This is a genomic window from Polaribacter aquimarinus (assembly GCF_003129485.1).
GTDB lineage: Bacteria > Bacteroidota > Bacteroidia > Flavobacteriales > Flavobacteriaceae > Polaribacter > Polaribacter aquimarinus.
Map to the genome: position 1 here is coordinate 208,953 of NZ_QFFG01000006.1, position 21,289 is coordinate 230,241.

General features: G+C 29.0%; 24 protein-coding genes. 15 read left to right on the top strand and 9 right to left on the bottom strand.

The window, feature by feature from the left end:
- Positions 1-54: 54 nt before the first annotated feature.
- On the bottom strand, positions 55-1,017 hold the full coding sequence (locus DIS07_RS13425; protein WP_109405770.1) for a sugar phosphate isomerase/epimerase family protein: 963 nt from the start codon (positions 1,015-1,017) through the stop codon (positions 55-57).
- Between the two features lie 581 nt (positions 1,018-1,598).
- On the opposite strand from DIS07_RS13425, the gene DIS07_RS13430 reads away from it, so the two are divergent.
- Genes DIS07_RS13430 through DIS07_RS13455 form a run of 6 tightly spaced genes read left to right on the top strand, consistent with a single transcriptional unit; the run spans position 1,599 to position 5,608 of the window.
- On the top strand, positions 1,599-2,483 hold the full coding sequence (locus DIS07_RS13430; RefSeq protein ID WP_109405873.1) for a nucleoside triphosphate pyrophosphohydrolase family protein: 885 nt from the start codon (positions 1,599-1,601) through the stop codon (positions 2,481-2,483).
- 31 nt (positions 2,484-2,514) lie between these two features.
- Positions 2,515-3,492: a nucleotide kinase domain-containing protein gene (locus tag DIS07_RS13435; protein ID WP_109405771.1), complete on the top strand. Its 978-nt coding sequence runs from the start codon at positions 2,515-2,517 to the stop codon at positions 3,490-3,492.
- Between the two features lie 4 nt (positions 3,493-3,496).
- The gene (locus tag DIS07_RS13440) at positions 3,497-3,988 is read left to right on the top strand and encodes a TIR domain-containing protein (RefSeq protein WP_109405772.1); all 492 of its coding nucleotides are present in this window, start codon (positions 3,497-3,499) and stop codon (positions 3,986-3,988) included.
- A 5-nt stretch (positions 3,989-3,993) separates the two neighbouring features.
- Positions 3,994-4,608, top strand: coding sequence for an Nmad2 family putative nucleotide modification protein (locus DIS07_RS13445; protein ID WP_109405773.1), 615 nt, complete (start codon positions 3,994-3,996; stop codon positions 4,606-4,608).
- Position 4,609: 1 nt separating this feature from the next.
- The gene (locus DIS07_RS13450) at positions 4,610-5,026 is read left to right on the top strand and encodes a hypothetical protein (protein ID WP_109405774.1); all 417 of its coding nucleotides are present in this window, start codon (positions 4,610-4,612) and stop codon (positions 5,024-5,026) included.
- A 9-nt stretch (positions 5,027-5,035) separates the two neighbouring features.
- Positions 5,036-5,608 (top strand): toll/interleukin-1 receptor domain-containing protein, encoded by a 573-nt coding sequence (locus tag DIS07_RS13455; RefSeq protein ID WP_109405775.1) that lies wholly within the window; start codon positions 5,036-5,038, stop codon positions 5,606-5,608.
- Between the two features lie 881 nt (positions 5,609-6,489).
- Here DIS07_RS13455 and DIS07_RS13460 read toward each other — a convergent pair.
- From DIS07_RS13460 to DIS07_RS13470, 3 genes are all read right to left on the bottom strand, one after another.
- Positions 6,490-6,831, bottom strand: a complete 342-nt coding sequence (locus DIS07_RS13460) for a P-II family nitrogen regulator (protein WP_109405776.1) — start codon at positions 6,829-6,831, stop codon at positions 6,490-6,492.
- A gap of 25 nt (positions 6,832-6,856) precedes the next feature.
- Positions 6,857-8,110 (bottom strand): ammonium transporter, encoded by a 1,254-nt coding sequence (locus tag DIS07_RS13465; protein WP_109405777.1) that lies wholly within the window; start codon positions 8,108-8,110, stop codon positions 6,857-6,859.
- A 159-nt stretch (positions 8,111-8,269) separates the two neighbouring features.
- Positions 8,270-9,082, bottom strand: a complete 813-nt coding sequence (locus DIS07_RS13470) for an RDD family protein (RefSeq protein ID WP_109405778.1) — start codon at positions 9,080-9,082, stop codon at positions 8,270-8,272.
- A gap of 22 nt (positions 9,083-9,104) precedes the next feature.
- On the opposite strand from DIS07_RS13470, the gene DIS07_RS13475 reads away from it, so the two are divergent.
- From DIS07_RS13475 to DIS07_RS13505, 7 genes are all read left to right on the top strand, one after another.
- Positions 9,105-10,070, top strand: coding sequence for a stage II sporulation protein M (locus DIS07_RS13475; RefSeq protein WP_109405779.1), 966 nt, complete (start codon positions 9,105-9,107; stop codon positions 10,068-10,070).
- On the top strand, positions 10,070-10,777 hold the full coding sequence (locus DIS07_RS13480; RefSeq protein ID WP_109405780.1) for a DUF4129 domain-containing protein: 708 nt from the start codon (positions 10,070-10,072) through the stop codon (positions 10,775-10,777). Before DIS07_RS13475 ends, DIS07_RS13480 begins: the two co-directional genes overlap by 1 nt.
- Entirely contained in the window at positions 10,774-11,988 is a 1,215-nt protein-coding gene (locus DIS07_RS13485) for a DUF4350 domain-containing protein (RefSeq protein ID WP_109405781.1), read from the top strand. The genes DIS07_RS13480 and DIS07_RS13485 overlap by 4 nt, the downstream gene beginning before the upstream one ends.
- 3 nt (positions 11,989-11,991) lie before the next feature.
- A complete protein-coding gene (locus tag DIS07_RS13490) occupies positions 11,992-12,996 on the top strand; it encodes an AAA family ATPase (RefSeq protein WP_109405782.1) in 1,005 nt (334 codons plus the stop codon).
- A 67-nt stretch (positions 12,997-13,063) separates the two neighbouring features.
- Entirely contained in the window at positions 13,064-14,398 is a 1,335-nt protein-coding gene (locus DIS07_RS13495; RefSeq protein ID WP_394340971.1) for a DUF58 domain-containing protein, read from the top strand.
- 14 nt (positions 14,399-14,412) lie between these two features.
- A complete protein-coding gene (locus tag DIS07_RS13500; RefSeq protein ID WP_109405784.1) occupies positions 14,413-14,814 on the top strand; it encodes a DUF805 domain-containing protein in 402 nt (133 codons plus the stop codon).
- A 34-nt stretch (positions 14,815-14,848) separates the two neighbouring features.
- The gene (locus tag DIS07_RS13505; protein ID WP_109405785.1) at positions 14,849-15,265 is read left to right on the top strand and encodes a DUF805 domain-containing protein; all 417 of its coding nucleotides are present in this window, start codon (positions 14,849-14,851) and stop codon (positions 15,263-15,265) included.
- Positions 15,266-15,294: 29 nt separating this feature from the next.
- Here the strand turns inward: DIS07_RS13505 and DIS07_RS13510 are convergent, their stop codons facing one another.
- Positions 15,295-15,801, bottom strand: a complete 507-nt coding sequence (locus DIS07_RS13510) for a DUF4251 domain-containing protein (RefSeq protein ID WP_181374607.1) — start codon at positions 15,799-15,801, stop codon at positions 15,295-15,297.
- A 146-nt stretch (positions 15,802-15,947) separates the two neighbouring features.
- Between DIS07_RS13510 and DIS07_RS13515 the strand changes: the two genes are divergently transcribed.
- A complete protein-coding gene (locus DIS07_RS13515; protein WP_109405787.1) occupies positions 15,948-16,652 on the top strand; it encodes a pseudouridine synthase in 705 nt (234 codons plus the stop codon).
- Here the strand turns inward: DIS07_RS13515 and DIS07_RS13520 are convergent, their stop codons facing one another.
- The 4 genes from DIS07_RS13520 to DIS07_RS13535 all read right to left on the bottom strand — a co-directional run bounded on the left by DIS07_RS13520 (position 16,653) and on the right by DIS07_RS13535 (position 20,554).
- A complete protein-coding gene (locus DIS07_RS13520) occupies positions 16,653-16,838 on the bottom strand; it encodes a CPXCG motif-containing cysteine-rich protein (protein ID WP_109405788.1) in 186 nt (61 codons plus the stop codon). It lies immediately after the preceding gene.
- 1 nt (position 16,839) lies between these two features.
- Positions 16,840-18,825, bottom strand: coding sequence for an alpha-ketoacid dehydrogenase subunit alpha/beta (locus tag DIS07_RS13525; protein WP_109405789.1), 1,986 nt, complete (start codon positions 18,823-18,825; stop codon positions 16,840-16,842).
- 114 nt (positions 18,826-18,939) lie between these two features.
- Positions 18,940-19,419, bottom strand: a complete 480-nt coding sequence (locus DIS07_RS13530; RefSeq protein WP_109405790.1) for an Lrp/AsnC family transcriptional regulator — start codon at positions 19,417-19,419, stop codon at positions 18,940-18,942.
- Between the two features lie 76 nt (positions 19,420-19,495).
- Positions 19,496-20,554 (bottom strand): M14 family zinc carboxypeptidase, encoded by a 1,059-nt coding sequence (locus DIS07_RS13535; protein WP_109405791.1) that lies wholly within the window; start codon positions 20,552-20,554, stop codon positions 19,496-19,498.
- Positions 20,555-20,900: 346 nt separating this feature from the next.
- Between DIS07_RS13535 and DIS07_RS13540 the strand changes: the two genes are divergently transcribed.
- Positions 20,901-21,251, top strand: a complete 351-nt coding sequence (locus tag DIS07_RS13540) for a helix-turn-helix domain-containing protein (protein ID WP_109405792.1) — start codon at positions 20,901-20,903, stop codon at positions 21,249-21,251.
- Positions 21,252-21,289: the final 38 nt, after the last annotated feature.

The following is a 21,289-nucleotide window of genomic DNA, read 5'->3' on the forward strand; positions in this document are numbered from 1 at the left end:
TCGTATTCCACAAGAATCGCGTAATTGAAATTTTAATGACTCAAGTTTTGATTATTAAAAATTTTCCCAAGTCTCTTTAACAAATTCCAAATCCTTTTTAATACGTCTCAACACTTCTTTTTTAGAAATCGTAAATGTTTTTCGACCTTTTTCTGCACCACCTAAATCGTGCTCTACGTGTAAAGAAACAGGAACATTAATTTTATATTTTTTAAGTAATGTAAAATAACGCCTAAAATTGACCATACCTTGTCCCATAGGTACACTAATAGGTTTCCATTTTCCGTTTACTTTTCCCCATTTAAAATCTTTGATAACAATAGAATTGATATAAGGTTTAATTCGCTTTAAACCCAATTCCCAACTCTCACCACCTTCTACAACCGCATGTCTAATATCGTATTGACTACCTATAAACTCACCTTTTGTGGCACCTAAAATTGGCAGTAAATCCCAAATAGGAGCGCCTACATTTTTACCGGTATGGTTTTGATATCCGGCAATAATTCCGTATTTTTTATTGAGTTTTTCTAAAGCTAGGGCTTGTTTGCCAAATAAAGCTTGACTCTCGGTAATAGGTGTGTCTTCCGGATATTTTAACCAATTTGTTCTATAATGTGTAAACCCTAAACGACTTGCTGTTTCTAAAACAGTTTTATTCAATTGGCTATTCGCATCCCAAACATTGGTGGTTAGCATTGTTGGTGTGAGTCCATATTTTTTGATAGCCGCAACCGCTTTTGGTAAATCCTCAACAACATTTCTTGGCAATACATGGCCTTTTCTGCGAACAGTTAAATCTAAACCCTGAAAACCCATTTCTGCAGCAGTTGCTGCCATATCATTGTAATCTAAAAATTGTAAGTGTTTCGAAAACAAATGGATATTCAGGTTTTCTGAAGATGAAATTTCATTGACAAAATTATTTTGAAAAGATAGTAAAGGTATACTCGCTAAACTCAATGCAGATAATTTGGTAAATTCTCTTCTAGAATAGTTTGTTGCTCGTTTTGTCATGTATTTGATATTATGTTTTGCCTTAATTCTTTATAAATATAGGTATTATTTTTTGAGGTTTTTTAAACTATTTAATGGATTGTAAAAAATGTTTCTTTCCTTATAAATTTACATTCCTAATCCACGAGAATCGCGTATTTGAAATTTTAATGACCAAGATAACTATCAAATAAACCTACAAATTCATTAGCCGTAATTTATTCACGAGTTACTATTTTATTTGAGTTCATGAATCTTCTGAAGTCGATTTCTTTTAACATAATATCTATCGATATAAACATAAAGGTATTATATCTGATATTATGTGTAAATAGCCTGAAAAACGGCTGTACAGAAATTACTATACAAATGAATTATAATGTTCTGCGTTATGTAACTTGAGCTTTGGTTAAAAGCTTTAAAAACTCCAATTTTCTTTTATTTTTTTTCTTATCAAATCTTTCTTTAAAAAATGTAATGGAATACGCTTTTTACGAAACGACGATAGGAGAGTAGTGGAATGTGTATGCAATGGGATTAATCAAACTTATTGGTTAATATATAATTTTGTATTTTTATTTCAAAAAGAAAAAGATTTAGCTATGAATTTCAAAGATTATCAATCAGAAGCAAAAAAAACAGTCCAACAATATAACGCAGATGAAACTGCTAATATTGTAATCACCTATCTAGGTTTAGTTGGAGAAGCAGGCTCTGTAGTTAGTGAGTTAAAGAAAAAGTTGCGTGATGGAGATTCATATAATAATTTCGAAAATAAATTAAAGGAAGAATTAGGAGATGTTTTATGGTATATATCTGCAATTGCTTCTCAAAACAATTTATGCCTTAATGAAATAGCTACTGAAAATATATCAAAAATTTTTGATCGATTTTCGGAAGAAGATAATGTTTCCTTTATAGAGTATGATGAAATTTTTCCCGAAAATGAAAGATTACCAGATGAATTTGAAATTCATTTTATTCCTTTTGAAGATAATGGAAAAAAGTTAGTCAAAATACTAAATATAAAAACTGGAAAATTAATTGGAGACCCGTTAACGGATAATAATTATGAAGATGATGGTTATAGGTTTCATGATATTTTTCATTATGGTTATTTGGCTAATTTAGGTTGGTCTCCAGTAATTAGAAAGCTTTTAGGAAGAAAGAGAAAGAGTAACCCTGAAATTGATGAAAATGAAGATGGAGCACGTGCTCAAATTATTGAGGAGCTTATCTCGCTTCTTATCTATAGTGAATTAAAAGATAGTGAATTATTAAAATATAGTAAAAACGTTGACACAACCTTACTAAAGTTAGTTCAAAGACTAGTAAAAGATTTAGAAGTTAATCAATGTTCTGCAAAACAATGGGAGAACACTATTATTAATTCTTATCAAGTCTTTAATAAATTAATTGAAAATGATGGGGGAAGGGTTTTAGTTAGTAAAAAGAATCGCATGCTTACTTTTTTAGGCAAAAAATAAATTATATTATTTATTAGTAAAATATATAAAATTGGAATTAATTGTCAAAAAGAAATTACCAAAAAAATCAGAAGTTTACAAGACTTACTGGAAATTTGCTGAAGAAAGACAAAATATTTTCTTTAATAGAATTAATAATGAATTAATTTGGACTAATGATGAAATATTGCAAAAACATAAGTTTACAAATGCTTATAGAGCATCAGATAGGGTTAGTCAATATTTAATAAAGAATGTTATTTATAATCATAATCAAGAAGCAAAAGAAGTTTTATTTAGGATATTGTTATTCAAGACATTTAATAAAATTGATACTTGGGAAATTTTATTAAGTAGGCTTGGGCAAATTTCATACAGACAATATAATTTTGAATTATATGATGAAATATTAACTTCACTAATGAATAATGGTAAATCTATTTACTCTGGTGCGTACATTATGACTTCAGGACGAAGCAAATTCGGTTATTCAAAAAAACATCGAAATCATTTACGCTTAATTGAATTTATGATTGAAGATGATTTGACAGATAAGGTTGTAAATAGCAAAAGTTTAGGAAATTTATTTAATTTATTAAAAGAATATCCAACAATTGGAAATTTTCTTGCATATCAATATGCAATAGATATAAATTATAGTAATCTAGTAGATTTTGATGAAATGGATTTTGTTTTTCCAGGTCCAGGAGCATTAGATGGTATAAAAAAATGTTTTACAGATATTGGAGAATATAGTGAATCTGATATCATAAAATATGTTACAGAAAATCAAAATTTAGAATTCAAAAGGAATGATATTGATTTTAAAAATTTATGGGGTAGACAATTACAACTAATAGATTGTCAAAACTTGTTTTGTGAAGTAGACAAATATGCAAGGGTTGCTCATCCAAATGTTTTGGGAATTTCTGGACGATCAAGAATAAAACAAATATTTAAACCCCAAAAAAAAGAAATAGAGTATTGGTATCCACCAAAATGGAATATTAATAAAAATATAAATAAATGAGCTTATGAGTAAAAGTAAAAGTCATAATGTTTTTATAAGTCATCATGGTAAAGATGATGATAAGGTTCAAGCCTTAAAACATAGACTCAATGATAGAGGATATACAATTCGAAATTATTCAGTTGATAGCACTAAACATAAAGATGGTAGAAGACCATCTGATGCAGTAATACAAAGACATTTGCGAAGACAAATAACTTGGGCTGGAACTTTTATATGTTTAATTGGAAAAGATACACATACGCGTAAATGGGTAAATTATGAAATTAGAAAAGCTTATCTACAAGGAAAAAAAATAGTTGGTATTTTTACTCATGGGAATAATAATGTTGAATTACCTGAAGCATTTAAAAAATATGGTGGACCAACGATGGGATGGAATTCTATTGATAAGCTAGGAGAAATAATGGCTGACAAAAAATTTCCTGTTGAAAATCCTGATGGTAGTCAAAGAACTCCAATTTACACTATGGCTAAAGTAAAATGTAATAAATAATAAAGATGAATTACTTCTCATATAAAATAGATCACGATTATGGTTTAGCACCAAATCCTTTTGGACAATACTGCACTTTAGCAGTTTGTAAACCTTCAATAAGAAAAAATAAAGATTTAAATATAGGTGATTGGATAATTGGAACTGGTAGTAAACAGTTGAAAAATTTACATCATTTGATATTTGCAATGAAAGTGGAAGGAAAGCTTACTTTCGAAGAATACTGGGAAGATGAAAGGTTCCAATATAAAAAACCTCTTTTAAATGGGAGTTTAGTTCAAATGTATGGTGATAATTTTTATCATAAAAATTCAAAAGGTAAATGGATTCAGGAGGAATCAGCTCATTCAATTGTTGATAAGAAAGCTCATCTAGAAAATGACACTGGAGGTAAAAACGTATTGTTTTCAAGTGATTTTTTCTATTTTGGAAATAATTCACCTAAAATTCCTGAAAAATTTTGGAATGTTTGCAGTGAAGGAAGAAATATGAAATCTAAAAGTATAGATATTGATATTGCAAATGAGTTTATTAAATGGCTGAAAAGTAATTTTGATAAAGGAATTAATGGAGACCCAATTAATTGGTCTGAATACAACCAAACTAAACTAATTGTATAATATGGAAAACAAGTTAAAACACCTTGAATTTATCCAAAATATTATTACAAGGATGAATACTAATTCCTTTCAAATAAAAGGTATGAGTATTACAATTGTTGTAGCTTTATTAGCACTCACAGCAACTGATTTTAATATTCTATTTGCTTCGATAGTATATTTTTCATTATTAATTTTTTGGGGATTAGATGCATATTATTTAAGCCAAGAAAAAGGTTATCGACAACTTTATGATGAAATAAGAAATATTAATGAAAATGATATTAACTTTAACTTAAAATTAAAGAAAGAATATACTGAAGGAAAAAATTCATGGCAATATACTTTAACTAATAAAACAATTATTTACTTATACCTTCTTCAAGGTTTAATTGCTCTTATTCTTATTCTGATTTTTAAAAACTGTGAAACGCTGTAAGCTTAATTTATGGAAAAGTATTTATCACAGAAACAACTTGACAAACTATATCGCAGAGAAAAAAGAGTTCTTGGAAAAGAAGGAATAGAGGAGAAGCTAAACAAAAGTAAAAGCTTATCAAATAGTAATTTTCAAAATGGAAGCATATTCTTTTCTCATAGTCATTTAGACAAAACAATTGTAAGTAAAATTGGTTTGTTGTTTGATAAGTTAGATATTGAATTATATGTTGATTGGTTAGATAAATCATTACCAGAATCAACTAACATAATAACAGCAACAAAAATTAAAGATAAAATTAAAAGTAGCAATAAATTTCTATTTCTAGCAACATTTCATGGTTTAAAATCTAAATGGTGCAATTGGGAACTAGGTATTGCAGATTCTCTTAAATCTCATGAAAACCTCGCTATTTTACCTATCGAAACAAGATCTGGTAATTGGAAAGGTAATGAATACCTTGAACTTTATTCTGAAATGCGAATAGAATCAAATAACATTGATGATTTAAATGCTGATCAAATATTTATAAAAAATATTTCAGGAGATTCAATATCATTGAGAGAATGGATTTCATTATAATATTATGTAAAATAGAAGTTCGTTCTATATTAAACTTGGCCTAATATAAATTTGGCAAAACAATAGGCGAATGAACGTACATATTTTAGAGAGTTAGCAACAAATGCTGTTGATAATCAAAATATTAAGCTCTTTTCAAAATAGAATTAATAATTAGAATTCATTCTAAAATATAGCGATTGAGCCGAAATTGTTTCCAAAATTATATGTGAGCCTTGATTTTTTTGTTTCTTTTTTTATCAAGAAAAAAAGATAATAATTAAATATTCAGACTAACAATTTTAAAATCCAATTCTAAATTTCATTAAACTCTAAAAGTCAAAAAATGTTCTTCAAACGCTGTATTAGAACAAGTGCATAGAATTTTATTTTTCTTAAAATTTATGCTCTTGTGGAAATTTGGCGAAAATGTTATTAGAAAAAAATACAGTACAATTTTAATTACATTACAAATTTTGAAGAAATCTAAAAAATGGCGAATTATAGCTACAAATTTTAATGCTTTAAATGTTTCTTATAAATAACGTATTTGAAAAATATTATTGAATAATACCAAATATGAGATTCTACCAAATTGTATTTAAAACTTGTTGACGAATTTTAAAACACCCCCAAAACAATGTTTGTTGTATGTTCAAGACTTTGTGGGATATTTTACATAATAGAGAATTATAGCTACCAAAGCATTTGTACTATAATTTACATTATGTAAAATAGAATATTTTTAGAATACCTATCGTTCTACTTCATGTTCATATTATAGAATATAAATTGATATTTGGAAAAAATAATTACTTAGATACATATAAATGATATCGAGCACCATTTAAAATTAAAAAAGTGCTCGATTATATATATTAGTATTAAAACTTTAGCTATCCTTATTTGATAGCTTCAATACCTCTTGTTCTCGTTCGAATACGAATGGCATCTTCTACATGATAAATAAAGATTTTACCATCACCCACTAAATTCTCTGAGGCGTTATCTAAAATAACGTTTATTGCAGTTTCTAGATTGGCATCACTTACAATACAAATAATCATAATTCTAGTTTGCAGAATCATGGATTGTTCTGTACCACGGTAACGCTCTGTATATGTTTTTTGTAACCCACTACCTTTTACAGGGATAATTGTATTACAAGGAATTCCAGCAGCCTTTAAACCAAGCTGAACATCTTTTAATTTTGAGGGTCTTATAATTGCTTCTATTTTTTTCATGTCTTTTGTTTAAATTGATTAAATATTACTCAAAAGTAGAATATGCTTCTACACCAAATGATACTGCATCGATACCAGCAGATTCTTCTCGCTTAGAAATTCTAATTCCAAAAGTTTTTTGCATAATTTTCATTAAAATAAAAGTTAATGTAAATGAAAAAACTGCAATTACACCTACTCCTAATGCTTGTGTACCTAATAATGCTGCTCCACCGCCATAAAATAAACCACCATCGGTAGCAAACAAACCAACAGCTAAAGCACCAAATAAACCATTTACACCATGTACAGCAATGGCACCTACTGGATCATCAATTTGTAATTTATCAATATACAATACAGCAACATCAACTAATACACCTGCAACAAGACCAATAATTATCGCTGCATTTGCATCTACTACGTTACATCCAGCTGTAATGGCAACTAATCCAGCCAGTACACCGTTTATAGTCATAGTAATATCTATTTGACCATATCTAAAATAAGTATAAAACATGGTTGAAATTCCACCTGCAGCAGAAGCCAAAAAAGTATTTGTAGCTACTGTACCGATTAATTCCCAATTACCAACAGCCCCCAAAGTAGATCCTGGATTAAATGCAAACCAACCAAACCATAAAATAAAAGCTCCTACAGCCGCTAAAGGTAAATTATGACCAGGTATTGCATTTACTTGCCCATTTTCTTTATATTTTCCAAATCTTGGACCTAATACTATGGCAGCTGCTAAAGCAGAAAAACCTCCCATGGCGTGCACTGCAGCAGAACCCGCAAAGTCGTTAAATCCTCTTGTAGCTAACCACCCGTTAGGATTCCATACCCAATCTGCCACCATCGGATACATTACCGCACAAAATATAAATACATATACTGCATAACTCCAAATTTTCATACGTTCTGCTACGGCTCCTGAAACAATAGAAATGGCAGCAATGGCAAAGCCTAATTGAATAAACCAAAATAATTTGTTAGAGACGGTTAAGCCTAATCCTAAATCGTCTGAAGTAATTCCTATATCGAAAGCAAACCAACCATTAGAGTTTCCGTAGGCAATTCCGAAACCTACGATATAAAAGGCGATACCACCAAATATAATATCTACTATAACTTTTGCGATAATACTCATTGCATTTTTTGACCTTACAAAACCAGCTTCTAGCAGTGCAAAACCACCTTCCATAAAGAAGATAATTGCTGCACATATAGCCACCCAAATGGTATCTATTGCATTGATTAATTCAGGTTGTTCTGTTGTAACTGTTGTTAGTGCACTCATAAAATTTTTATTCTAATTTTTAAAAAAATAAAGATACTATGATTGCTAACTTTAATTATTAGAGATATATCAAAAAAATCGAACTAAATTATTATACTTGTAAAAATTTCACAAAAACAGTGAAAATATCATAATTTCTAGTTTTTGAGGTATTCTTAATTACATATCTTGCGTGTAAAAATTATAATCTTTTAAGACCGTGTCTATAAATTCTTTATCGCTCTTATGTACGGATTTGATTTCTGTAACTTCTTGAATTTTACTTCGAAGCTTGATTAAGGTTTTGTAATCGTTAAATTTTCTTGCTGACTGAAAAGTGTTTTTAATAATACGAGCATCATTATCAGATAATTTGATTACTCCTGGATAAGTTGGCACATATTTCGCAGACAATTCTTCTAAGATGGTTTCCGAAAATTTTACATCATCTTTTATATAAATAACTACTGTATTGGCAATAATATCTCCAAAACGTTGATTGTTATTGGTAAATAATATCAAAAAAAAACCAACCATTTTGCCAAAGAAAAACAATAAGAAAAACCAAGCTTCTTGATTTGGCAAGCCCAAGGATGCGATATAGATAAATAATAAAATAAAGAGATTAAAATCGATAATTCTTAAAAACCAACGGATTACAAAGTCTGTAATAGAAGGCTTAAAACCATCAATATCAATTACTTTTAACTGCATAATTTTTTTACCAATGGTTTGTCCATCTAAAAGTACCTCTGTATATAAAGAGTAAAAAGTAATGGGTAAAAATATAATAATATCTAAAGCTTTGATAGACCAACCGTCTAATCTTCCGATTCCTTCGAACATACCAAAATTTAGAAAATGAACAGCAAAATAAAAATATGCAAATTTTAAGATATTATCAACAACAAAAGCAAGTAAACGCTGACCAACATTAGCCAAAGTAAAGTTGATATTTACATTTTGTGCTGTTTTTATTTGGAGTCTTTTCATACAATATGTACTTTCGCTCTGAATGAGAGAAGTCGCTTTTATAAAGCAAAATAAAGAAAAATGGCTTGAATTTGAACAAATAATTTCAAATAAAAAGAAAAAAAGTCCTGATGACATAGCCAACCTGCATATAAAGATTATGAATGATCTTGTTTATGCGCAAACCTATTACCCAAAAAGCAAGGTTACTCAATATTTAAACAAGCTAGCAAAATCTAGTTTCGATAAAGTATATCATTCTAAAAGAAGAGATAAAAATGCTATTTTGTACTTCTTTTTTGATAAAGTACCCCTTCTCTCCTATCAATATCGAAAGTTTATTTACTTATCCTTTATTATTTTCTTTGCGTTCTTTTTAATAGGTTTATTATCTACTTTTAATGATGACACTTTTGCAAGACAAATTTTAGGGGATAGTTACGTTAATAATACCTTAGAAAATATTGAAAGTGGTGATGCTATGGCGGTTTACAAAAGCGGAAGCAATTGGGGATCATTCATCGGTATTTACGACAACAACCAACGTGTTGGCTTAAATATGTTTCTTTCTGGGTTATTTTTAGGTATTGGTACTGGATTTTATGTAGTTTATAATGCTATTATGGTTGCTGTTTTTCAGGCTTTCTTTTATCAAAACAATAGTTTATTTGATAGTTTAAAAGGCATTTGGATACATGGAACCTTTGAGATTTTTGCAATGATTATAGAAGCAGCTGCTGGCTATATTATTGGAGCCAGTATTTTATTTCCAGGAGCTTTAAAACGTTTTGAGTCTTTTAAAACTGGTATGAAAGCTGCCTTTTACATTTTTATTAGTACTATTCCGTTTACATTAGTTGCCGCATTTTTAGAAGGTTATATTACTAGGTATTCGAATACTATGCCCACTATTTTGTGTTTTTTAATTATTGGTTCGAGTCTGATATCTATTGGATATTATTATTTAGTCTTACCATTTCAGGTAGCTAATAAATACAATTTGCGTTGATGAAAAAAAGTTGGCTACTCTTTATTCTTTTTATTAATGCGAACTGTTTTGGTCAGTTTATGCAAGAAATCCATTTTGAAAAGAACGATACTTTGGTATATGAAAAAACAACCAAACCTGTAAAAAAAAGAGCATTTACCACCCCTTTAAAAGAGAAATACAACGGCAAAGATTTTCAATACACCGAAAATCCTGAAGAAGAAAAAGAAGAAAGTTCTCTAACTCATAATGCATTTTTAGAAGGACTCTTATTTTTTATTAGTAATGTATTTCCATTTTTATTAGGTATAGTTATCATTTTTATCATTCTTAAAACCTTTTTAGGCTCAGAAATTGGGTTTTGGAATTTTAAAAAGACTAAGAATAAAGTTGCAGAAAAATTAGTATATCAAGAAGAAGATATCCACGAAACCGATATCGACGGACTTCTGCAGAAGGCAATACAAAACAAAGCCTATCGACTGGCAATACGTTATTATTATTTATCCGTTTTAAAAACACTATCTCAGCAAAAACTTATTGATTACCATAAAGATAAAACGAATTCGGAATACCTTTTTGAAATTGAACAAAAAGAAACTAGAACACAATTTTCTTACTTATCTTATGTATATTCTTACGTTTGGTATGGAGAGTTTCCTATTGACGAGGTAAATTTTAAATTGGCAGAACAAAAATATCAATCTTTTAAAAATAGTTTAAAATGATTGATTTTTATCTATTTAAAAAATACACTCCTCTCCTGCTCTTATTTGTTTTAGTAAGTTGTGGAGAAACAGATTGGAGAGAGAATTTTAAAGAAAAAGAGAAAACTCCGTTTGGAAATTATATCATTTACAACGAAGGCAAAACACTATTTAAAAATCAAAAAATAACTTTATTAAAAGAAAATGTTTATGATTATTTATTGTTTGATAATGATGCAGAAGATAGCACTATAGTTCGGAATTATATTTGTATTAAATACAATCAATACAAACACACCGACGATGGAATTAATGAACTTTTGAACTTTGTTAAAAAGGGAAACAATGTATTTTTAGCGTTTAATCATTTTAAAGATACCTTAAAAACCAGATTAGACTTTACGACCAATAATTTAGATGAAAATGCAATTACTGTTTCTAGTTTAAAAAAACTGAAGGGCAATTTTTATTTTAATCATCCAAAAATTGATAGTAGTGCTTTCCATTTTGACAGAAACATTAGAAGAAACTACTTTTTGCAATATGATGATCGCAAAACCAGTGTTTTAGGTACTATTGAAGTTGGTGGTGAAAAGGTTCCAAATTTTATCAAAATACATCATGGTAAAGGTGCATTTTACCTGCATACACAACCCGTTGCATTTACTAATTACTTCTTACTGAATAATAAAGAATCTTATGTAGAAAATGTATTTTCTTATTTACCAGATGGTAATATTCTATGGGATCCATTTATTAAATCGAGTAAATACTCAGATAAAAAGGAAGACAATACGTCTATTTTTAAGTTCTTTTTAGCGCACCCAACCTTAACTTGGTTTTTATTTGTATCACTTATCGGTTTGTTATTATTTATGTTATTTAATGCAAGAAGAAAACAAAGACCTGTGCCGGTTATTGAGCCTTTAAAAAACTCTACCGTAGCCTTTACACAAACCATAGCTAATTTATACTTAAAAGAAGAAGATCATAAAAATCTTGTTGATAAAAAAATAAGCTATTTTTTAGAAAAAGTAAGAACCAATTACTTGCTTGACACGTCAAATTTAAACACAGATTTTATAGAAAAATTAGCTTTAAAGTCAGGGAATGAATTGCAAAGAACAAAGTATTTAGTTAATACAATTATTACTTTACATAAAAAGCAAGAATGTTCTGAAGAAGAGCTAGTTGTATTTTATAAAATGATTAAAAATTTCTTTAAAAAATAACATATGGAAACACCAAATAACGCAGCACCAAAAGAAAATTTAGAATTCGAAAATAGAATCGATTTATCTGAACTACAAGACAGTGTTTTTCAAATAAAAAAGCAGTTGCAAAAAGTAATTGTTGGGCAAAAAGAAATGATAGATTTATTAATTGTAGCGCTTCTATCTGATGGCCATGTATTAATAGAAGGAGTTCCAGGTGTAGCCAAAACCATTACTGCAAAACTACTTGCCAAAACAATTGCTGTTGATTTTAGTAGAATACAGTTTACACCAGACTTAATGCCATCTGATATTTTAGGTACTTCTGTTTTTAATGTAAAGAAATCGGAATTTGAATTTAAAAAAGGGCCAATTTTCTCGAATATGGTTTTAATTGATGAAATTAATAGAGCACCAGCAAAAACTCAAGCAGCTTTGTTTGAAGTAATGGAAGAAAAACAAATTACAATGGACGGAACCACCTATGAACTAAACCCTCCTTTTGTAGTTTTAGCTACTCAAAATCCAATAGAACAAGAAGGCACCTACCGATTACCAGAAGCACAATTAGACCGTTTTCTTTTTAAAATCAATGTTGCTTACCCTAATGCAGAAGAAGAGTTTTCTATCTTATTAAAAGAACAAGCCTTAGAAAATACCACAAAAAATAGCAAAGTAGAAACGGTAATTAAGGGTGAGCAAATTATAGCCTATAGAAGCCTAGTAAATCAAATTAAAATTGAAGGAAACTTACTAAAATACATTTCTAATATTGTAGTAAATACACGCTCAAACTCTTTTTTATTTTTAGGAGCTTCACCAAGAGCAAGTATAGCAATTTTAGGTGCTTCTAAAGCTTTTGCAGCTATTGAAGGACGTGATTTTGTAACACCAGAAGACATTAAAAAAGCCACTATTCCGGTATTACAACATAGGGTTATTGTAACCCCAGAAAGAGAAATGGAAGGTTTAACAAGCAAACAAATTATAGAACAGATTATTGAAGCAGTAGAAATACCACGTTAGTGGGCAGTTATTAACTTTTAGTTGCTTGGTTAACAAGGATGCATCTTTAACAAAAACAAAAAAATAGTTGAAACACTTTTATAACACATTATTTTTAAACAACCGATTCTTTTATTTTATGGGAGGAATTGCCTTACTTTTTGTGGTCGGTTTTTTTATTCCTGTGTTTTTTAACATTTCTAAAGTTTTACTCTTTATGCTATGTGTTTTGGTTTTAATTGATGTTTTTATACTGTATAACACTAAAAAAGGAATTACATTAAATCGTTTCTTACCCGAAAGGCTCTCAAATGGTGATGCAAATAAAATATCTATAGGAATTCAGAATTATTATAAATTTCCAGCACATTTGTCAATTATAGAAGAAATTCCTTTTCAATTTCAGAAAAGAGATTTTATCTTTAAAGTTATCATTGCCACAAATGATGAAAAAATGATGCATTATGACCTTACCCCGACCGAAAGAGGTGTATATCTTTTTGGAAATGTAAATGTTTATGCTAGTTCTCCTCTTCAATTAGCCACTAAAAAACACGTATTAGGCACTCCAAAAGAAATAAAATGCTATCCCTCTTTTTTAAAATTAAGATCATTCGATTTTAAAGCATTTACTAACGATTCCATTTCTTATGGAACAAAAAAAATACGTAGAATAGGTCATTCCTTAGAATTTGAACAAATAAAAGAATATGTTTCTGGAGATGACATTAGATCTTTAAACTGGAAAGCAACAGCTAAAAGAAATCAGCTAATGATTAATCAGTATGTAGAAGAAAAATCGCAACCGGTTTATGCTATCATAGATAAAGGTCGTGCAATGCAAATGCATTTTAATAATTTAAGTTTACTTGATTATGCAATTAATGCCACATTAGCCATAAGTAACGTTATTTTAAAAAAACAAGACAAAGCAGGAATGTTATCTTTTTCTAAAAAACTTGAAGATTGGGTTGTTGCAGAAAAAAGAAACTCTCAAATGAGCTTAATTTCTGAAGCTTTACACAATTTAAAAACAGATTTTTCTGAATCTGATTTTAGTACACTCTATGCCGTCATCAAAAGAAAAATAACACATAGAAGTTTATTAATTCTATTTACAAATTTCGAAACTATGGATGGTTTAAACCGACAAATCTCTTACTTAAGAGCTTTGGCTAAAAATCATTTGGTTTTGATAGTATTCTTTGAAAACACTGAATTAAAAACACTAACCACGTCTAATAAAGATGATATCTTAAGTGTTTACGACAGTATTATTGCTGAAAAATTTATGTATGAAAAGAAAAGTATAGTTAGAGAATTAAAAAAATACGGCATTCAATCTGTACTTACAAAACCAGAAAACTTAACTGGAGACACTATTAATAAATATTTAGAACTAAAATCGAGAGGTTTATTTTAAAAAAAATAAAAGCTATGAAATGGTACATACATTGCATTAAGAATTATGCAAATTTTTCGGGAAGAGCAAGACGTAAAGAATATTGGATGTTTTTTCTATTTAATCTTTTTGTTTTTTTCATTTTAGGAATAATTTCTAATTTAATAAGCGATATTTTTGGAACAGAAGAATCTTTTTTACTTATAGGGGCTTATGGTTTATTTATTATTATTCCACATATTGCTTGTGCTGTCAGAAGATTGCATGATATTAACAAATCTGGCGTATACTGGTTTGTTAGATTTATTCCATTAATTGGTCCCATTTGGCTGCTTATACTTTTAGTAGAAGATAGTTGGGATGGACAAAACAAATACGGCGCTAACCCCAAAAATTTATATAATGATGATGAAATTAATTTTATTGGAAAAGAATAATAATTTACTTTAGCAACTAAATTTAAAAAAAAAAATGGATTGGTATTTAAAAGTGTTAAAACAGTATGCAGACTTTTCAGGTAGAGCAAGACGAAAAGAATATTGGATGTTTATGCTCTTTCATCTTATTATTATATTCTTACTAAGTTTTTTACTTGGTTTTTCAAGTAACGATTTTGGAGATGACTCTGGACCATCACCTATTGTTATTGGTGTTTTAGGAATATATTTTTTAGCAACCTTAATCCCTTCTATTGCAGTAACTGTAAGGCGCTTGCATGATATTGGTAAAAGCGGTTGGTTTTACTTATTAAACTTTATTCCTTATATCGGCGGATTTATTGTTTTGATTTTTACCTGCATGGATAGTGAAAACAAAACCAACCAATGGGGCAACAACCCTAAAGGTATTGGAAACGATTCTAATATTGATTTAATTGGTAAAGAATAAACGAAAAGGTTGTTTTAAATAGCCTTTTTTTATTCTTTTTCTTTTTTTAACTCTTCCCAATTTCCTCGGTAAGATATGGTAGTTCTATGACTACTGTTTACTACTAAATTTGAAGATGAATTTGGATGAAGTGTTAAAACAATATTATACATTTCGGTATTAGTATTGACCTTATATTTAAATATATATTGGTTTCTCTTCTCGATAAATTCTTTTTTAACTGAAGCTACCTTCCCAGAAAACTCAACACTACCACTCGTATTATACCCTCTCGACATTCTTTGTTGTCCATAATAAGGCAAATCCATTTCTAAACTATCTTTTTTTATGATAAAAAAGTTAGAGCTACCCGATAAATTGATATTCCCAATAGTGCTTCCCGGAGGTAATAAATTTTCTAACCCCATTACTCCAGAATTTATCCCTAAAGGTTGCGCAAAATTAGAGGTCACTTTTATATTTTGATGCTCTATTTTTCTTTTAAAATTCTCTATATCTTTTGGCGTTATTAATTTATTAGAACTCTTACAACTCATAAAAACAACTATTAAACCTAAAACAAAAAACCTCATAACTATAATATATTGTTGATTACTAACATTTTAAAATTACAAAAACTTCCTTTAAAATCTTTTAAAGTTATCATAAATTAAATATTATTTTTGAAAATTAAAAAATGTAAATGAGTGTACAAGTAATTTTTGAAGACAAATATATCTTATGCGTGAGTAAGCCCAATAATATGGTTGTTCATCATGCAAGACATTCTCGAAATGTAGCAGAAGAAACCTCTCTTTTACAATCTATTTTCAACACAAAAAAGTTAAAAGTATATCCAATACATAGATTAGATAGAAAAACTTCTGGGATTATATTACTCGCAAAACAAAAAGAGTTTGTTCAACATTTTCAAGAATTATTTACCCATAATGAGATTCAAAAAATGTACTACGGGATTGTTCGTGGATTTTCTCCCGAAATAAAAATTATAGATTCTCCTGTAAAAGGAAGAGATGCAAACGTACACAAGGAAGCTTTAACCTATTTAAAAACATTAGATAAAATTACCCTAGAAATCGCTGTAAAACCTTACGATTCTTCACGATATAGCTTCGTACAATTATCACCAAAAACAGGAAGAATGCATCAATTAAGAGTACACATGAATAAAATCAGTCATCCTTTAATTGGAGATCCAAAATACGGTGATAAAAACCACAATATGATGTTTGAAAATAAGTTAAAATGCAAAAACTTATTCTTACATGCAGGTAATTTATCATTTGTACATCCATTTACTTCACAAACCCTAAATTTAACCACACCATTTCCTGAAGATTGGATTACACTATTTAATACATTTTCTTGGAAAAATCCTTTACTTTAATTATTGCTCTATCGACTGAGAAAAAAAACCTACAAGCTCCCCTTCTTCAAAATTAGATGTAATTTCTATAGGATTGCAGCAAATCTCACAATCTTCAATGTAGGTTTGCTGAGAAACACTTGCATCTAAAATCATGGAAATTGCTGACCAACAATGTGGGCATTGAAAAAAATGTTCTAATTCCATTTTAATAATTAACCAAATCCAATAGAGCTTCTTTTAACCTTTCTTTTCCTAAATATTGTTTTTCTAACTGTTTATTAAACGGAATAGGAGTTTCTAAACTTGCTACCCTTTTTATGGGAGCATCTAAAAACTCAAAACAATTTTCATTAATTAATGCAGAAATATCACTTGAAATTCCACCAAATAAAGAATCTTCCTGAACGATTAATACTTTTCCTGTCTTTTTTACAGATTGATAAATCGTTTCTTTATCTAAAGGTTGTATGGTTCTTAAATCGATAAGATCTAAAGATATTGTATAACCTTCTAACGCTTTTAAAACCCAATGAATAGCTGCCCCATAACTTATTACTGTAATTTGACTACCTTCTCGCAGTAAAGCCGCTTTACCAATTTCTGTAGTATAATAATTTTCCGATACATCATCATACACTGATCGATACAATCCTTTGTGTTCAAAAAACAATATCGGATTTGGGTCGTTAACGGCAGCAATTAACAAACCTTTTGCATCTTGAGGAAAAGCTGGGTAAATCACTTTTAAACCTGGTACTTTAGTAAACCAAGCTTCGTTGGTTTGACTATGAAAAGGACCAGCGCCCACACCTCCTCCACAAGGCATTCTAATAACAACATCTGCATTTTGATTCCATCTGTAATAAGATTTTGCCAATAGGTTTACTATAGGATTAAAGCCCGAAGAAACAAAATCTGCAAACTGCATTTCTACAACAGCTTTCATTCCATTAACAGCCAAACCATAAGCTGTAGATATAATAGCAGATTCACATATTGGAGTATTTCTTATACGTTCTTTTCCAAATTTTTCTATAAATCCATCGGTTATCTTAAAAACACCGCCATATTCAGCAACATCTTGCCCCATTATAATTAAATCATCATATTTTTCCATAGTTTGATATAACCCTTCTGAAATTGCATCTAAAAAACGAATTTTCTTTTGCTCTTTAGATGGCAAAACTTCTTTGTAGACATAATCTTGATAAACATCATTCAATTCAGTTTTTAGATTCGGAACAATTTGCTCTTCATCAAAAGCAATTTTTAAGTGTTTATTAATTTCATGAACCATTTCTTCTTTTAAAGAAACTTCTATTTCTTCACTAAGAATTCCTTCTTTTTTTAAAAACTCTTGATAATTCTCTAAAGGATCCTTAGCTGCCCAGAAATCCATTACATCTTGAGGAACATATTTTGTACCACTTGCTTCTTCATGACCTCGCATCCTAAAAGTTTTAAACTCCAATAAAATTGGTCTGGGTGTATTACGAATACTCTTTGCGAGTTCATTTACTTTAGTGTACACCTCTAAAATGTTGTTTCCTTCAATAATATGACTTTCTATACCATATCCAATTCCTTTGTCTGCAATATGTTTACATTTATATTGTTCGGAAACTGGAGTGGATAAACCATATCCATTATTCTCAATACAAAAAAGAACAGGTAAACTCCAAACAGAAGCTACATTTAAGGCCTCATGAAAATCTCCTTCGCTTGTAGCACCTTCTCCAGAAAAAACAGCACAGACCTTATGGTTATTTTTTAATTTATTTGCTAAAGCGATTCCGTCTGCTACTCCTAATTGAGGTCCTAAATGAGAAATCATACCAACAATATGGTATTCTTGCGTACCAAAATGAAAACTTCGGTCTCTTCCTTTGGTAAAACCATTCATTTTACCTTGCCATTGTGAGAATAAGCGATATAAAGGGATTTCTCTTGTAGTAAAAACTCCTAAATTTCGATGCATTGGTAGTACATATTCATCATTTTTTAAAGCTAAAGTTACCCCAACGGCTATCGCTTCTTGCCCAATACCAGAAAACCACTTAGAAATTTTTCCCTGTCGTAAAAGAATTAGCATTTTTTCCTCTATTAAACGAGGTTTTAGCATTTTTTTGTATAAATTTAATAATACACCTTCTTTTAAAGATTTTTTATTAAACTCGATTTTAGGAATCATAAATTACGGATATGATAATTATATCAACAAACATAATCATAATGATGTGAATTCTATAAAAAAATCCTTATCATTTTAATGATAAGGATTTTTAAATATTTCTATTTTTAACTTTTACAATTCTTTAAAAATTGCATGCATCATTCTTTTTTTGTCGTTAATACTCTCTTCTAAAGCAATCATTGTTTCTGTTCTATTTACCCCCGGAATATCATCTATTTTATATATAATATCCTTAGCATCATTAGTTCCTTTTGCTCTTACTTTACAGAAAATATTGTATTTCCCAGCAGTTACATAAGCTACAGTCACATTAGGGATTCTCTTTAAATCTGCAATCACATTCTGAGTCATTGAAGTTTTTTCTAAAAACACACCAACATGAGCAATAAAAGAATAACCCATTTTTTCATAATTTAAAGTAAGCGTAGAACCCTGAATAATACCCTCGTCTTCCATTTTCTTAACACGAACATGAATGGTTCCTGCCGAAACCAATAATTGTTTAGCAATGTCTGTAAACGGTGTTCTTGCGTTTTCTATTAAGATGTCTAATATTTGATGGTCAATCTCGTCTAAAATAAATTTTTTCATATTTTACGTATTATTCAATTTCAGATACAAATTTATGAATTAAATTTAATTAAACAAGGGCAAAATTAACAAATACTTAAATATTTTTATTTTCGAAAACGATTTCGGAGTGCCCAATTTTAGATTTTAAACTTTTTTCTTCAACTTTGTTTAATTTTGAAACAAGTTTATCATCTATGATTTTATCTTCATATTGATAAGCAGCATCATTTTCTGAATTTGGATACCTATGAATTACATCATAAAACATCTTATCATTATTAGGTATTTTAAAATAAGTTTTATAATTATTAAATGAAGATGAAATTGCAATATGATGAATTCCTTGTAAAATAGAAAAGAAAGTATATTTTCTTGTCTCTTCTCTATCATAATCATTAGGATAATGTCCAGATTCGATAAGAATGGTATTGTAACCTAATTTTTGGAAATTATCACCAGTAGCTGTTGGATAAAACTCATCTGTATATCTACCAACATGATTTGGAATAACATTTTGAAGCATATTATTCATCGAAACAATTACATCCATAGTCTCTATTCTTCCTTTTGTTAAAGCTCTCGTAATTTCTTCAGATGGCGCTAAAAAGGAAATCGTTGCAGGTTTTTTTGTTCCTTCTACATTAAAAATAGTTCTTTGATCGTGCAGATTAAAACAGAACTGTGGATTAAAGTTTTCTAAAACCTGTCGTAAAAGTTTACTTTCTTTTGCGATTCTATCCACCGCATCTCTATTTAAATCAACTTGATTTGCATTAACTCTAGTAAAAGCTTGAGAACCATCAGGGTTTAACATCGGAATAAAAACCAAAGTACATTCTTCTAACACTTTAGAAAATACATTACCAGAATCATGGATAAAACAGTTAAAAAGATCAAATAAAGCCCTTGTACCTGTACTTTCATTACCATGCATTTGCGACCACAATAAAACTTTCTTAGTCCCTTTACCAATTTTTAATTGTTGAATCGGTCTGTTTTCTTCGGAAGTTCCTATTTGTTTAACTTCAAAATGAGATTTGTATTTTGAAAACAAATTTTCAATGTCTTTATAAGTAATCCATTTTCCATGCAAAGATTTTTCTTTTTGCACTGTATAAACTTTCTCTAAAAAATCTATTGATAATGTATTCATTTTTATGCCTTAATTATTTTTCAAAATTACGGCATTTACAATTGTCATCAAACTAAAAAATTACAATTGTAAATTGCATGTGCATTACATTTGTAAATTAATAAAACCACAAGTTATGTTACTTTTGTAAAATCATATTTATAAAACACAAAACAAATGACAAGTAAAATTACAGTAAAATAAAAAACAATTAAAAATAATTTATATACAATTAATTATCAATATTTTACAAAACTTAAATAAAGTTATTATTTAACATTAAAATTCTTGTTGTTTTTGTTTTACATAATACTTCTTTGTACTTAATATTAGTTTATTTACATTTGTATAAAGTAGTAATATTACAATGGTAAACATATCAGAATTCACTTCTCGTTTAAAAAAAATCATGGATTTCCATCGATTATCAGCCTCCATGTTTGCAGATAAAGTAGGTGTGCAACGTTCTAGTATTTCTCATATTCTTTCTGGACGAAACAAACCAAGTTTGGATTTTGTGTTGAAAGTCACCTCAGAATTTAGCGATGTAGATATGTATTGGCTACTCAATGGAAAAGGTAGTTTTCCTAAAAATATAGAAAGCAACCCTACTTCTACTTCATCTTTATTTGCTTCTGAAACTGACAATTCTGGAAAAAAAATACAACGTATAGTAGTATTCTATTCCGATGGTACTTTTGATGAGTATAAAAAATAATATTTTTTAATTATGGATGGTTGGGGTTCTTTAACAAT